The 15090-nt window shown below is 63.5% G+C and carries 12 protein-coding genes; 4 read left to right on the top strand and 8 right to left on the bottom strand.

The features are described 5' to 3' along the window. The 6 genes from ACTRWG_RS21080 to ACTRWG_RS21055 all read right to left on the bottom strand — a co-directional run. The coding region (locus ACTRWG_RS21080) for a PLP-dependent aminotransferase family protein (RefSeq protein WP_462829903.1) at positions 1 to 509 on the bottom strand (509 nt) is incomplete at its 3' end. Between the two features lie 13 nt (positions 510 to 522). Continuing rightward, on the bottom strand, positions 523 to 3183 hold the full coding sequence (locus tag ACTRWG_RS21075; protein WP_027236209.1) for a phosphoenolpyruvate carboxylase: 2661 nt from the start codon (positions 3181 to 3183) through the stop codon (positions 523 to 525). Next, the gene (locus ACTRWG_RS21070) at positions 3183 to 4154 is read right to left on the bottom strand and encodes a 2-hydroxyacid dehydrogenase (RefSeq protein WP_027236208.1); all 972 of its coding nucleotides are present in this window, start codon (positions 4152 to 4154) and stop codon (positions 3183 to 3185) included. The genes ACTRWG_RS21075 and ACTRWG_RS21070 overlap by 1 nt, the downstream gene beginning before the upstream one ends. Positions 4155 to 4253: 99 nt before the next feature. Then, the gene (gene sucD, locus ACTRWG_RS21065) at positions 4254 to 5147 is read right to left on the bottom strand and encodes a succinate--CoA ligase subunit alpha (protein ID WP_027236207.1); all 894 of its coding nucleotides are present in this window, start codon (positions 5145 to 5147) and stop codon (positions 4254 to 4256) included. Then, a complete protein-coding gene (locus ACTRWG_RS21060; protein WP_027236206.1) occupies positions 5144 to 6343 on the bottom strand; it encodes a malate--CoA ligase subunit beta in 1200 nt (399 codons plus the stop codon). The genes sucD and ACTRWG_RS21060 overlap by 4 nt, the downstream gene beginning before the upstream one ends. Positions 6344 to 6375: 32 nt before the next feature. After that, a complete protein-coding gene (locus tag ACTRWG_RS21055) occupies positions 6376 to 7626 on the bottom strand; it encodes an aminotransferase class V-fold PLP-dependent enzyme (RefSeq protein WP_027236205.1) in 1251 nt (416 codons plus the stop codon). Between the two features lie 296 nt (positions 7627 to 7922). Between ACTRWG_RS21055 and ACTRWG_RS21050 the strand changes: the two genes are divergently transcribed. The 3 genes from ACTRWG_RS21050 to ACTRWG_RS21040 all read left to right on the top strand — a co-directional run bounded on the left by ACTRWG_RS21050 (position 7923) and on the right by ACTRWG_RS21040 (position 11045). Next, on the top strand, positions 7923 to 8537 hold the full coding sequence (locus tag ACTRWG_RS21050; RefSeq protein ID WP_036797335.1) for a response regulator transcription factor: 615 nt from the start codon (positions 7923 to 7925) through the stop codon (positions 8535 to 8537). Positions 8538 to 8724: 187 nt separating this feature from the next. After that, entirely contained in the window at positions 8725 to 9702 is a 978-nt protein-coding gene (locus ACTRWG_RS21045) for an HpcH/HpaI aldolase/citrate lyase family protein (protein WP_027236203.1), read from the top strand. 80 nt (positions 9703 to 9782) lie between these two features. Continuing rightward, on the top strand, positions 9783 to 11045 hold the full coding sequence (locus ACTRWG_RS21040; protein WP_027236202.1) for a glycerate kinase type-2 family protein: 1263 nt from the start codon (positions 9783 to 9785) through the stop codon (positions 11043 to 11045). Positions 11046 to 11122: 77 nt separating this feature from the next. Here ACTRWG_RS21040 and ACTRWG_RS21035 read toward each other — a convergent pair whose 3' ends face one another. Both ACTRWG_RS21035 and tdm read right to left on the bottom strand, forming a co-directional pair. Further along, positions 11123 to 11539 carry a group II truncated hemoglobin gene (locus ACTRWG_RS21035; protein ID WP_462829902.1) on the bottom strand — a complete coding sequence of 139 codons (417 nt, stop codon included), beginning with the start codon at positions 11537 to 11539 and terminating at the stop codon, positions 11123 to 11125. 29 nt (positions 11540 to 11568) lie between these two features. Then, positions 11569 to 13938, bottom strand: a complete 2370-nt coding sequence (tdm, locus tag ACTRWG_RS21030) for a trimethylamine-oxide aldolase Tdm (RefSeq protein ID WP_462829901.1) — start codon at positions 13936 to 13938, stop codon at positions 11569 to 11571. A gap of 180 nt (positions 13939 to 14118) precedes the next feature. Between tdm and ACTRWG_RS21025 the strand changes: the two genes are divergently transcribed. Then, a complete protein-coding gene (locus ACTRWG_RS21025; RefSeq protein WP_027236199.1) occupies positions 14119 to 14961 on the top strand; it encodes a DMT family transporter in 843 nt (280 codons plus the stop codon). Positions 14962 to 15090: the final 129 nt, after the last annotated feature.

Raw genomic sequence — 15090 nt, 5'->3', positions numbered from 1 at the left:
TGGTGCTCGGTGGCCAGTGCCTGGATCTGGTCGTAGTCGATCAGGTTGTCGCTTTTGCGCACGCCGTAGTGCACCGCGTTGAACCACTTGCCCGACTGGTTCGGCGCCGCGCCGTGGGTCAGGTGGCCGCCGGAGGCCAGATCCATGCCGAGGATGGTGTCGCCGGGCTGGATCAGCGCCTGGAACACGCCCTGGTTCGCCTGGGAGCCGGAGTTCGGCTGCACGTTGGCGAATTCGCAGCCAAAGAGCTGCTTGGCGCGGTCGATCGCCAGGTTTTCGGCGACATCGACATACTGGCAGCCGCCGTAGTAGCGGCGCCCCGGGTAGCCTTCGGCGTATTTGTTGGTCAGCACAGAGCCCTGCGCTTCCATCACCGCGGCGGAGACGATGTTCTCGGAGGCAATCAGCTCGATCTCGTCGCGCTGGCGGCCCAGTTCCGCGGTGATCGAGGCATAAAGCTCAGGATCGCGCTCGGCGAGGGATTGGGTGAAAAAGAGGTCTTTGGACATTCGGGGCTCCTGTCTATCCAGTCCAGCCAAGGCCCGCGGCCACACAGTTCATCGACTGCATCAGCGGGACCGGCACTGTAGAAGATTTCCGGGCGCGTTCTTCCCGCAGGAGGCGCACCTGGGTTTTATGGATTTCGCGCAGCATGGTCTCGACCCGGCCGAAGCGGGCGCGCAGGCGCGGGAAACGGGCGGCCAGGCTGCAGTCTCCGGTCAGGAACAGGATGGCTTCGCGGGCCAGCTGATACTCCTTGCGGATAGAGCCAAAGGTCCGCTCACGGATTTCCGCGTCCTGCACCAAGCTCGCGTAATCGGCGGCGATGTCCATGTCGCTTTGCAGCAGGGTCTTTTCGACCTCATCCACAACCAGCCGGAACAGCGGCGAATTGCTGAACATGTCCTGCAGCACCGCCTCGCCGCGCGCGCTGCGGAACTTGCGGAAACTGGCAACTGCAGAGCCGAAGCCATACCAGCCGGTGATCATGTGGCGGTTCTGCGACCAGGCAAAGACCCAGGGGATCGCCCGCAAATCCTCCAGCGACCCGGCCCCGAAGCGGCGGGCGGGGCGCGAGCCGATCTTGAGCATCGCCAGTTCTTCCACAGGGCTGGCCTGCTGGAAATAGTCCAGGAAACCAGGCCCGTTCAGCAGGTTGGAATACGCCGCCTGGGACATGCCCGCCAGCGCCTCGAACGCATCATCGTGCTCCGGGTTCACCGGCGGTGTGCCTTCCTGCAGCGAATGGCGCAGCACGGAAGAGGCCATAAGCTCCAGCTGGTGCAGCGCGGTGCCGCGGTTGGCGTATTTGGAGCTGACCACCTCGCCCTGCTCAGTGATCCGCATCCGGCCTGCAATGGTGCCCGCGGGCTGGGCGGCAATGGCGCGCTCAGCCGGGGCGCCCCCGCGCGAGACCGAGCCGCCGCGGCCATGGAAGAAGACCGGCTGCATCCGGTGCGCCGCCAGGGTGCGGGTGATCAGGCGCTGCGCTTTTTCAAGCTCCCAAGTGGAACATAGGAAGCCGCCGTCCTTGTTGCTGTCGGAATAGCCCAGCATCACCTCGATCCGGTTGTCGCCGGATTTCAGCGAACGGCGGGCGAAGGGGACGTCCAAGAGGCCGCTGAGAATGCCAGGGGCCGCCCGAAGGTCGCCGATGGTTTCAAACAGCGGCACAACTTTCAGCGCTGCCTTTTCGGCTCCGAACCCGGCGTAGCGCGCCAGCAGGTAGACCCCCAGCAGATCGTCGGTAGAGCGGGTCATCGACAGGATGAAAGGACCCATTGCCTGGGGATCTTCGCCAGCCCCGGCATCGCGCATCAGCCGCAGCAGCTTCAGCAGCTCGCCGCTTTGCGGGCTGAGCTCATCCGGCATCATGTAAGGCAGCGAGGCGCTGCCCAGTTCGCGGCGCAGCCGTTCGGACCACCCGGGGCTGCCGAATTCGGGCACATCACCAGAGCGCGCCCAGATTTCGGTCAGCGTTTTGGTGGTCACGGTGGAGTTCTGGCGGACGTCCAGCGTCACCGTGCGGAAGCCAAAGACATCGGCCTGCCAACGGATCGGGCGGACATAGCGGGCCGCCAGCCGGTGTGCACCGATTTCTTCCAGCGCTTCCTCGACTTGGGTGAGGTCGCTGATGAAGTCGCCAAGGTGGGCGTAGGCGCCGGGTTCTTCGGCTGCGGTTGCCCGGATGCGGGCCAGGATTGCTGTCAAAGCCTGACGGAAGACTTCCCCGGGATTGCGGGCTTCGAAACCGGCAGCACCTGGTGCAGCTTCGATGATCTTTGCCAGCCGTGCGGTGGCACTGCCAGGCAAAGCAAACACAGCCGCGGAGATGGAAATCCGCTCGGCTGCGGTGGTCAGCGCTTTCTGGTAGCGTTTCAGGATCGCTGCCCGGTTCGCTGTCAGCGCTGCCGCGGTCGCCTCCACCGTAACATTCGGGTTGCCGTCGCGGTCGCCGCCGATCCAGGAGTGGAACTTGAGGCAGGGCGCATCGGCGGTGGCGCCCAGGCGCGGCTCGGCAGCGGCAATGTAGCGATCAAACAGTTGCGGCACCGCCTCGTACAGGCTGTCGCGGAAGAACTGCAGGCCCCATTGGATTTCGTCCTGCAGGCTGGGGCGGTCGCGGCGCAGCTCGCCCGTCATCCACAAGAGGTCGATCTCGGAGCGCAGGTCCTCCAGCAGCTCAACCCGCTCGCGCGGGGTCCAGCGCTTGGCCTCCAGCGACACCAGCCCGCGGTAGATACGGCGGTGGATTTCCAGGATGGTGACGCGCTTGGCCTCGGTCGGGTGCGCGGTCAGGGTCGGGCCGATGGAGAATTGGCTTGCCACCTCCTGGAGCCGTTCCGGCGTGGCCAGCTCCCCGGCCAGGTCGAGGGCGCGGGCAAAGCTGCCTTCGACCACTTCCGGGCCATCCTGGGTCTCGGCCATGCGGCGGTCGCGCATGGCGGCGTTCTCCTCGACGATCTTCAGCAGCTGGAACCAGATGTTGAAGGCCTGCAGATAAGGGGTCGCCGGCTGATCGCCGGACAGGTCCCAGGCGGACTCGCCAATGGCCTTCTGGGCCACTTCGGGCGCGCGCTGGCGCAGAACATCCAGCCACAAGCCGTGGAGTTCATTGCGAAGCCCGGCAGCATAGCCGGTGTCTTCGACCCCGGCATGAGTTGTTTCGGCAGGATCTCCCATCACATCACCCGGTCGCGCGGCTCGCGCCCTGCAAAGAAATCGGTCAGGTTATCAATCACGCGAAAGCCCATCGCCTCGCGCGCCTCCCGGGTGGCACTGCCCAGGTGCGGCAGCATCACCAGGTTGTCGCAATCCATCAGGTCCGGGTTGATGCACGGCTCGCCGTCGAACACATCCAGCCCGGCGCCGCCGATGGTTTCGAACCACAGGGCGCGGGACAGGGCCAGTTCGTCGATCACTTCGCCGCGGGCCGTATTAATAAGGAAGGCGTCCGGCTTCATCAGGTTCAGCATCCGGGTGTTGATCAGATGCCGGTTTGCAGCCCCGCCGGGGCAGTGCAGCGAGACAAAGTCGCACTGCGGCATCAGCTCTTCCAGGCTGTCTGTCTGGGTCGCGTTGTAGCGGGCCAGCACATCAGGTGACACGCGGGAGCGGTTCTGCACCACGATCTTCATGCCGAACCCGTGGTGGGCACGCCGGGCCATTTCCTGGCCGATGCGGCCGAAACCGACGATGCCCAGCGTCTTGCCGGAGACCTTGGTGCCGACCAGATGTGTCGGGCGCCAGCCGGTCCACTGACCGGCGCGCAGCTCGCGCTCGCCCTCGCTCGCGCGACGGGCCACCATCAAAAGCAGCGTCATGGCGATATCAGCAGTGCATTCGCTGAGCACATCCGGCGTGTTGGTCACCGTCATGCTGTGACCTGCTGCGCCGTGCATATCAATGTGAGAGTAGCCAACACCGTAGTTGGCAATGATCCGGGCTTGCGGCTTGGCGATGTCGAACGCCTTGGCGGAAATCCTGTCGGTCACGGTCGGCAGCACCGCGTCATAGGATCTCATCGCATCGCGCAGCTCGCCTTCGCTCAGCGGCGTGTCACCGGTATTCAGCACAGCATCAAAGGCTTCAGAAAGCTGCGCCTCGACTGCGGCGGGCCAGCGGCGGGTCACAAGAACCTTGGGCTTTGCCATGATGTCATCTCCCTGTCGTGCTTATGCTTTATTAATGCGCTCCACCCCCGCCATTGCCCCAGGCCAGGGGTGGAGCGTCGCGCCTGACCCAAAGCCGGATCAGGCGGCGTTCTTTTTCATCACGCTTGCGATGGTTTCGCCGATCACTGCGGGGTTTTCGGCAACGGTCACGCCGGCCGCCGACAGGATCTCCACCTTCTCGGAGGCGCTCTCGCCGAAGGCCGAGATGATCGCGCCCGCGTGGCCCATGGTGCGGCCCTTGGGTGCGGTCAGACCCGCGACATAGGCCACAACCGGCTTGGTCACGTGGTTCTTGATGTAATCCGCCGCTTCTGCTTCTTGCGGGCCGCCGATTTCACCGATCATCGCGATGACCTCGGTTTCCGGATCCTTCTCGAACCATTCCAGGATATCCTTGAAGGAGGAGCCGTTGATCGGATCGCCACCGATGCCGACGGAGGTGGAAACCCCCAGGCCCAGCTCTTTCAACTGCGCCGCGGCTTCATACCCCAGGGTGCCGGACCGGCCGATGATGCCCACGGTGCCCGGCAGGTAGATGTGGCCCGGCATGATGCCCAGCAGCGCCTTGCCCGGCGAGATGGTGCCCGCGCAGTTCGGTCCGGTCAGGATCATCCGCTTATCCTTCGGATAGCGGTACATGTAGCGTTTCACCCGGATCATGTCCTGCGCCGGGATGCCGTCGGTGATGCAGACGCAATAGTTGATGCCCGCATCCGCCGCTTCCATGATGGAGTCGGCTGCAAACGGCGGCGGCACGAACACCAAGGAGGCATTGGCGCCGGTGGCCTCCACCGCTTCCTTCACGGTGTTGAAGACAGGCACGCCCTCGACGGTCTCGCCGCCCTTGCCCGGTACAACGCCGCCTACGACGTTGGTTCCGTATTCGATCATATCCTTGGTGTGGAACCGGGCAATCTTGCCGGTGATGCCCTGAACGATGACTTTGCTTTCGCGATCAAGAAGGATGCTCATTTAACTGCCCTCACACGAGTGTTCTGGTCGAGGTCGTTTTTCCACGCACCAACGGCCCGCTCAGCGGCTTCCATCAGCGAGGTTGCGCGGATCAGCGGCAGGCCGGACTGGGCCAGGATCTTCTGGCCTTCCTCCACGTTTGTGCCGGCAAGGCGGACCACCACGGGCACGTCGACCTGCACTTCGCGCAGCGCCTGCACGACGCCCTCCGCCACCCAGTCGCAGCGGTTGATACCGGCGAAGATATTGACCAGAACCGCCTGCACGTTGCTGTCGGACATCACCAGGCGGAACGCCTTGGCGACCCGCTCGGGCGTGGCACCGCCGCCGATGTCCAGGAAGTTGGCAGGCTCACCGCCGGCCAGCTTGATGGTGTCCATAGTTGCCATCGCCAGGCCTGCGCCGTTCACGATGCAGCCGATGTTGCCTTCCAGGCCGACATAAGACAGGCCGCGGTCGGCGGCGCGGCTTTCGCGCGGGTCTTCCTGGCTCTTGTCGCGCAGCTCAGCGATCTGCGGGTGGCGGAAAAGGGCGTTGTCGTCAAAGGTCATCTTGGCATCCAGCGCGATGACCCGGTTGTCCGAGGTGACCACCAGCGGGTTGATCTCAACCATGGTGGCATCCAGTTCCGAAAACGCCTGATAGCAGCCTTTGAGCGTGCGCACCATCTGCTGCGTCATCGCCGGCTCGATGCCCAGGGCAAAAGCAATCTCGCGCGCCTGGAAATCCTGCAGGCCGACTGCCGGTTCAACGGTCGAGCGCACGATGGACTCGGGCCGCTCGGCAGAGATCTCCTCAATCTCCATACCGCCTTCGGACGAGGCAACGATCATCACCCGCTGGCTGGACCGGTCCAGCACAAAGCCCAGATAGATCTCGCGGGCGATCGGTACCGCACCTTCGACATAGACACGGTAGATGCCTTTGCCTTCGGGGCCGGTCTGGTGGGTCACCAGCTTTTTGCCGAACAGGTTTTCGGTCGCCTCATAGATCTCAGCTTCGGAGTTGCACAGCTTGACGCCGCCCGCCTTGCCGCGGCCGCCGGCATGGACCTGGGCCTTGACGATCCATTTGTCGCCGCCCAGTTCCCGTGCGCGGTAGGCCGCCTGCTCGGGGCTGTAGGCCAGCGCGCCCGGCGGAACGGTCACGCCGAAGTTGCTCAGAACTTCCTTGGCCTGATACTCGTGGATATCCATGGTCCTCTCCTCCTCATGGATGTCGGAATAAGTTACTCAGCGGCCTCGAGGGCTGCGGAGTAGTGCCGGTCGAGCAGGGCGTTGATCGCGTCCATGTCGACGTTTGCGCCCATATCATTCATCGCCTTGCCGAAGCGGTTGACGATGTCGGTGATGGCGGCAGGGGTGATCTGGTTCAGGATGCCGATGCGGACCTGGACCGGCTCCGACAGGGTCGGCCAGATGCCGAAACCGACGGCGCGGCAGTTGCCAACCAGTTCTTTTTCGCGCCCGGCCAGATCGCCGGGCAGGTTCAGAACCACCAGGCTGGTCATGTTGCTGGTCACGTCGCAGCCCATCGCAGTCACGGCATCGCGCAGCGCTTTCTCGTGGAAGGCATAGTCGCGGGCCTTCTGGGCACGGCCGTGCTGCAGGGTGATGCGCAGCGCCTCGTGGAAGGCGGCAACCGCATAGCCGGAATGAGTGCGGTGGTAGGTGCCGGCGGCAACGTCCTGACCGTCCACGATGCCCCAGTGGCGGGCTTCCAGGATCGGGTTGTGGACATAGGAATGGCAGCCGTTCTCACGCACGGTCTGAATATACTTGTCGGTGAAGGACACCGGCGCATAGGTCAGCGGCAGGCACAGCACGCCTTTCTGCGGGCAGGAGGCCCAGCCGGCAACGCCCGGGTAATCGTCGATCGAAAAGTCTTCGATGCCCAGCGAGGATACCGCGTCAATGAGGCCCATCACGCCATGCTTCACACAAGCGTCCGAGAAGCTCTTGAGGTCGTTGATGCGGCCCGAGCCGGTTTCCCAATGCGCCATGAAGGCCCACTTGGGTTTCTTCTCAGCCAGCACCTGCTCCACCAGTTTGCCGGAGACCGACTCGCCGTGCGGCACGTCAATCACGGTGACGGAGGCAGGCTGCGGGTTCATCGCATCGGCGGCCAGTTCCTCGCGGGTGGCGGCCTTCATCCGGATGGTCATTGCGTCGATGCCGGAGAAGGTGCCGTTCTGGAACGCAACCACGGTGTCGCCCGGCAGAATTGCGTTCAGCATGCAATCCAGCCCCGAGAAGCCGGTGCCGCCGACGCCGTAGGTGTAGGTGTTGGCAGTGCCCCACAGGTCACGCAGCATCTGCTTGCACTCGATCATGCCGCGCAGCACGTCCGCCTGCATGTGGTCGGCCAGGCCGGTGTTGGCAAACGCCTGCAGCACGCGGGGATCGGTATTGCCCGGGCCAGGGCCTGCGGCCAGAGTTTCCGGGATTTCCAGGCTGGGGAAGATCGTGGGTTCTGTCATCGGGTCAAACCTCTTTGGTGTCCGTTGCCGATGCGCCGGAGGTCACGGGCCTTCTTCACTTTGGGAAGGTTTGTTTCCTGACGGTCAACATCTGTTAACGCTAGGAAACCCTAGGTCGACAAAACCCGCAACATTCCTATATCCTGCTTTTGGGTATCTAAATGGATGGGGAAAATCCTACCCAAAGCGGTAAAAATACCGTTGCATACCGAAAATCTCCCTACCCATCCGGGTAGTTTTTCACAAAAGGGCACCAAATGGCACCTATAAGCGACAAAGTTTCCCCGATATCGGTCATGCTTGCTGACGCAAATCCGCTGGTGCTGTCGGCGATGTCCGAGATCTTCGATAAGGACCCGCGATTCTCGCTGGTCGCCACCTCCGCCACCGCCGAAGGCTTCCTCGGAACTGTGATGCGGGTGCCGGTTCAGGTCGGGATTATCGACTGGAACCTGCCCGCGCTCGGCGGCGCCAAGCTGATCGAGGTGCTGCGCGACCAGACCAATGCGCCGCGGCTGGTGGTCTATGCCGACGACAGCGGCGACGTGCCGCGCAAGGCGATGAGCGCCGGCGCGGCTGGCTTTGCGCCGCGTTCCAGCGCTGTCGACGGGCTTCTGGACACCTGCCTGGCCGTGGCTTCGGGCAAGATGGTTTTCCCCTTCCTCGACGTCCGCGGCCTGCAGACCGATCCGATTGAGCAGTTGTCGCGCCGCGAGCGCACGATGCTTGAGGCGCTGTCCAAGGGGCTCACCAACAAAGAGCTCAGCAAGGAGCTGGAGATTTCGACCAACACGGTGAAGTTCCACCTGTCGAACCTCTACGAAAAACTCTCGGTCAAGAACCGCGCCCAGGCGATTGCGTTCTACTACGCCAACCGCGCTGCCAAGGGCGATTTCAGCCTGGAGGAATAACCCCGCCCTGCCGCTTCGCGCCTCGCACGCGTGTGCGCATACGCGTGCGCCCGCGGGGGCGCGACGCGCGGGCGCGCATCCGCGCGAATGTATTTAAATGAAAACTTTTTTCTTGACAGGAAACCTTCTCATGGGGAATGCCTAGAGTGGAGAGGACGAAACCCCATTGCGAATGAGGAGCGCACCCATGTCGTTTCATACCATCGAACAGGCCCCTGGCCGCCTGAACCGCAGCGAGCTGGCAATCCCTGGCTCGCAGCCGCAAATGTTTGAAAAAGCAGCAAAATCAGATGTCGACGTGATCTTCCTGGATCTCGAAGACGCGGTTGCGCCGGACGAGAAGGACCAGGCCCGCAAGAATATCATCGAAGCCCTGAACGACATCGACTGGGGCAACAAATCCATGTCTGTGCGAATCAACGGGCTCGACACCCACTACATGTACCGCGACGTGGTCGATGTGGTTGAACAGGCAGGCGAACGGCTCGACCTGATCATGGTCCCCAAGGTGGGCACCGCGGCCGATGTTTACGCCGTCGACATGCTGGTCACCCAGATCGAAGACGCCAAGGGCCTGAAGAAGCGGATCGGCTTTGAGCACATCATCGAGACCGCGCTTGGCATGCAGAATGTGAGTGAAATTGCCGCAGCCTCCAAGCGCAATGAATCGCTGCATTTCGGGGTTGCCGACTATGCCGCATCGACCCGCGCCCGCACCACCATCATCGGCGGCGTGAACCCCGATTACTCGGTGCTGACCGACCCGGCCGGAGACGGCTCGCGCGATGTGCACTGGGGCGACATGTGGCACTATGCACTGGCCCGCATGGTGGTGGCCGCGCGCGCCAACGGCCTGCGCCCGATTGACGGCCCGTTCGGTGATTTCCAGGACAAGGAAGGCTACAAGGCCGCCGCCAAACGTGCCGCGGTTCTGGGCTGCGAAGGCAAATGGGCGATCCACCCCAGCCAGATCGAACTGGCCAACGAAGTGATGTCACCGTCGGACGCCGAAATCACCAAGGCGCACCGCATCCTGGAAGCCATGGCCGAAGCTGAAGCCGCCGGCAAAGGCGCGGTATCGCTGGATGGCCGCCTGATTGACTATGCCTCGATCCGCCAGGCAGAAGTGCTGGTGGAAAAGGCCAAGCAGATCGCCGGCAACTAAGCCGCCGTTCGGTTTCAACACCTTACGCCGTCCCGGCTTCGGCCGGGGCGGCTAAGCGCCGCTATGCCAGGGAGATGCGTATGACCGGATTGCTGACCACCGCCAAGGCCCTGTTTCAGGCCGCTGTCGACCGGGCAGACCCGGCCAAAGCCCTGCGCACCCAGTTGGCGTTCTCGCCGCTCTCCCCCCTGCCCGAAGGCGGCAGGAATGTGCTGCTGGCCGTCGGCAAAGCAGCCATCCCGATGATGCGCGAGGCGCTAACGCTGATCCCGGACGCTTCCCAGGCGCTGGTCATCACAAACTCTGAAAACTATTCGGAGATTCCCGGCGCCACGGTGCTCTGCGGCGCCCATCCGGTACCGGATGAGACCAGCGCCGCCGCCGGCCGGGCGGCCATTGAACTGGCGGTCTCTCTCGGTCCCAATGACCGGCTGATAGCCCTGATTTCAGGCGGCGGCTCCGCCCTGATGGTGGCCCCCGCCTCCGGCCTGACCCTGGCGGACAAGTCTTCGGTGAACAAGCTGCTGCTCGCCTCGGGCCTCGAAATCAACGAGATGAACCTGATCCGCCAGCAGCTGTCGGACATCAAAGGCGGCGGATTGCTGCGCCATGCCGCCCCGGCCCGGGTGCAGGCCTTCATCCTGTCGGACGTGATCGGCGACGACCTGCGCGCCATTGCCTCCGGCCCGACTGTGGCGCCCATCGGCACCCGTGCTCAGGCGCGGGAAATCCTGCAGCGCGCGGGCATTTGGGGCAGCATGCCTGAGGCCGTCAAATCCCATCTCAGCGCCGCTGAAGAACCTCAGGACACTCCGCCCTCAGCGACCAACACCCTGATCGGCTCCAACCGCCACAGCCTCAAGGCGATGATGGCCGCAGCGGCAGAGGACTGGACCTGCAAGCTGGTCTCACACCGCCTGGTCGGCAAAGTGGCCGAGGCCGCGGAAACCATTGTGGCCGCTGCGGAAACCGCTCCCAAGGACAAACCCGTTGCGCTGATCTTCGGCGGCGAGACCACGGTCCAGCTTACTGGCACCGGCCTTGGCGGCCGCAATCAGGAATTGGCCCTGCGTGTCGCCAAACTGGGGGCCGGGCGCCTCAGCGGCGACTGGCTGTTCCTCTCCGGCGGCACAGACGGGCGCGATGGCCCCACGGATGCAGCAGGCGGCATTGCCACCCCTGCCACCTGGGAGGCCATCAAGGCTTCCGGCCAGGACCCGGACGCATTACTCGCCAACAATGACAGCTACGCCGCCCTGAAATCCGCAGATGCGCTTCTGATGACCGGCGGCACCGGCACCAACGTGGCAGATGTGCAGGTCTTCCTCAGAAGGCCCGGCTGAGCCCGGCCTCCTCCCGCTTTTCATCTTCCACCAAATACTCCCGCCGGAGGCTCCCGCCGCTGCGTCAGGCGCAGCGGTTAAGCTGAAGCGCGCTTCTCGCCCCACTCGGCCAGATCGTTCACCAGCATCAGCGCCACCCGCCGGAACACCTGGCGCAGCCGCTCCACATGCGGCCCTTCCAGCTTCAGCTCCGCCAGCGCCTGATCCATGCATTTCAGCCAGTTCTCGGCGTCTTCCGCGGTGATCGGAACATGGGCGTGCATCAGCTTCACGTCCATATGCCCGTGCTTTTCTTCGTAGTAACGCCGCCCGCCCATGAAACCGGACAGGAAGTTGAACTGTTCGATCCGGGCATGATCCATGCCATGCCCCCGCTTGTGCAGCTTGACGATCTGCGCACCAGCGTCGGATTCCTCGACGATGTCGTAGAACCGTTCAACCAATGCGCGCAGCACGTCTTCGCCGCCCATCTGCTCTATCAGCTTTTGAACCATTGAACCTCCCAGCCCCAGAGCGGCCGGCCTCAGGATTGAGGCCGGGTCTTTTTGGGGTCGTAATGCGCAAAGGGCACGATCTTGGCAGGCAGGCGTTTTTGATGGCCGTCAAGCTTGCCGATTTCGACTTCGGTCCCGACCTCGGAACAGGACACATCCACCCGCGCCAGGGCGATGTTCTTGCCCAAGAGCGGCGAGCGCATCGAAGACGTCACCTCGCCGATCTGCGCCCGGCCGATGTGGACGCAGTCGCCATGGCCAACATCAATTGCCGAGTCGATATCCAGCCCCACCAGCTTGCGCGCTGGCGTCGTCTTGCGCCGGATCAGCGCGTCGCGGCCGATGAAATCATCCTCCTTCGACTTCAGCGGAACGGTGAAGCCGATGCCCGCCTCAAACGGGTCGGTCTGATCGCTGAAATCATAGCCCGCAAAGATCAGCCCGGCCTCGATCCGCACCATATCCAGCGCCTCCAGCCCCATCGGACGGATTCCGTGGTCCTGCCCGGCCTCCCAGACTGCGTCGAAAACCTCGCTGGCATGTTTCGGATGGCAGAAGATCTCATACCCCAGTTCGCCGGTATAACCGGTCCGGGACACCACCACCGGCACACCATGCTCACCGCCGATCCGCGCAGGCGTAAAGCGGAACCAGCCCAGCTCCTCCAGTTCGGGGTTATGCGGCATGGTCCAGATGATCTTCTTCAGCAGATCCCGGCTCTCCGGCCCCTGCACCGCGATATTGTGCTGCATGTCGGTCGAGGACCGGATCAGCACGTTCAGCCCCAGCTTTTCCGCCTGCTCGCGGATCCATTCCCCGCCGTAGTCCGAACCGCCGATCCAGCGGAAGTTGTCCTTGCCCAAGCGGAAAACGGTGCCGTCGTCGATCATGCCGCCATGCGGATAGCACATTGCGGTATAGACCACCTGCCCAACCGCCAGCTTCTTGATGTTGCGGGTAAAGATATACTGGCACAGCGCCTCGGCGTCAGGTCCGGTGATCTCGAACTTGCGCAAGGGCGTCAGGTCCAGCACCACGCATTTCTCGCGGCAGGCCCAATATTCCTCCAGCGGCCCGGATTCGGCATAGCAGTTGGCCAGCCAGTAGCCGTTGTACTCCACAAAATTGCGGGTCATCTTGCTGAGGCGGTCGTGAAAACCGGTTTCCTTGGTCATTTTGGGCTCCGATTCAGGGGTCGCGCGGAACGCAATCGCCCGCTTGAAACTCTCTTGGCCGCTGTAGGTGCGGACGTGAATGTCGGTGGGGTTCCAGCCGTTGGCAGCACTGGTGTCATCCGGGCAGGCAGAGCTGACACAAACCAGATCGGTCAGCGCTCGCAGCAGCACATAGTCGCCGGGCCGCGTCCAGGGCTCATCGGCATACATCACGCCATGCTCGTCCAGCCCGGTGTTGAAGAAGAAGTTGATCGCCATCCAGCCCGCGCGCGGCGTCACACCGTGCTGGGCCAGCGTCGCGTTGAAGTTATCCGAGCAATTCGCATGGCCGGGATAGCCGATATCGTCGTAATACTTCGCGGCGCAGGCCAGGGCAAAGGCGTCATGCCGCCCGACGGTGTCCTGCACCACCTCGACCAGCGGCAGCATATCCTGATCATAGTATTTCGCATGCAGCCCCGGCATCGGATAGGCATGGCCCATCAGCGTCCGGGTCGTGGTCACGTCCAGCGCGTGTTCAATACCCTTGTCCAGCTTGCGGGCGGCAAAACATTGAAAGTCGGTGCACTGGCGGCCGTCCACGTCGATGATCTGGATATAGTCGCCGGCTTTCACGAAATAGCTCTCCGCGGTGGCGCTGTGCACCCGCATCTCATTCACCGGCTCCGCCAGCGGGTCGGGCAATTCAAACCGCGCCACCTGCTTGATCACCGCGCGCTTGACCATGACGGTCAGCGGCGTCGCCGTGTCCTGGCGCTCAAAATCCATGATCCCGCCAGGGGCCGCGATGATCACTACCCCGTCACGCTGCGCGGTAAAGCTCTCTTCCGTCTTGGCTGGCGTTGCGCTGTCAAAGAACCTGAGCGCGCCGCCCTGTGCCAGGTCGATGCCGCGCGCCTCCATCCCCATGCGCAAACCGCGCAAGGACTGATCGGAGGAGGTCAGCAGTGCCTTCAGCCCGCTGGCATCGCTATTGGGCGCCGCACCAATAATCCCGGCGTCAATGCGGCCATTGTCCTCCGCCGCAACAACCTCGCAAGGCTGCCCGCCCTCATCATTGGTCACAGTCACCCGGTCGCCTGTTTCCAGGCGGATCAGGATCGCACCGCAGCCCTCGACCACGTATCGCTCCACTCCTTTCGGCAGCGTAAACACCGACGGCTGGTACAGTCCAGAGGGCTTCGGCGGCCCTTTGACAACCTCAGGGAAGCTCATGTCATTCATCGCGCATCTCCTGTCGAACTCCGGCCAAAATTGCACTTCCGGAATATTTATTTATTGAAAAGAATATTGCCTTCCGCCACTCTAATCAACAAACATGTTGATTTTCTGCGGAAAAACGGCAAATGCCCGGGATGCGGCATTTTCCTGGGGGTGAATGCCGCAAACGAAAGGATAACCGCCATGCACTCGCTGCTCCTTGGCCTCGCGGCGGCCCTTGCCTGGGGGATCCACGACCTTTGCGTGCGGTTTGTGTCGCAGCGGACCGGCATTCTTCCGGCCATGCTGACGGTCTTTGCCAGCGGGGCGATTCTGGTGGCCGCCGCCGCGTTTGCCTTTGGCGACTGGCAAGCGATGAGCTTGCCGGCGGCCCGGCTGGCAGGGCTGTCGGGAGCGATCTTTGCCCTGGCCTCCTACGCGCTTTACCGGGCCTTTGCGCTGGGACCGGTCAAGCTGGTGGCGCCGCTGATTGGCGCCTACCCGGTGCTGTCGCTGGGCATGGCGATGCTGCAAGGACAGCCGGTTGGGCCTGGCCACTGGCTGGCGGTGGCCGTGGTGGCTGGCGGCATCGGGTGCATCGCGGTCTTCTCCACCCAGGAGGACGGCAGCCCGGCGACCCTGCAGGCGGCGGCCTGGGGGCTGGCAGGGGCCATCGGCTTTGCCCTGACATTTGCAGCGGGCCAGGCCGCGACCCAAGCCGGGGCCGAGCTGCCAGTGCTGATCGTCACCCGCCTGGCGGCGATCCTGATCCTGCTCGGTCTCGCGCTTCTGGCGCGGGTGGTCCAGCTGCCAGGCCGCCAGGTTCTGCCGCTTTTGTGCCTGATGGGCGCGCTGGATGCTGTTGCCCTTGGCTTGGTGATCTACTCCGGCACCCTGCCCCGCCCGGAGTTCGCCTCGATCAGCGCGTCTCTGTTCGGCCTGGTTACCGTGGTTCTGGCCTGGCTTGTGCTGCGCGAAAGTATGAACCGCGCACAGTGGATCAGCGTTGCCGTCACTTTTGGCGGCATTGCTTACCTGGGCTTCTAACCCCCGACTTTTCATCTTTCCAAACAAATACTCCCGCCGGAGGCGTCCGGCGGGAGTATTTGCTTGAACCTCAGCGTTCTGCGCTTACGCGGTCAGGCCTTCCGGCTCGGCCAGGTTGTTGGCGCGGCA

This window comes from Leisingera sp. G5_S3_59_S7 (genome assembly GCF_054968485.1).
The sequence above is the reverse complement of the archived record's forward strand: the minus strand, read 5'-3'. Positions and strand labels throughout refer to the sequence as shown.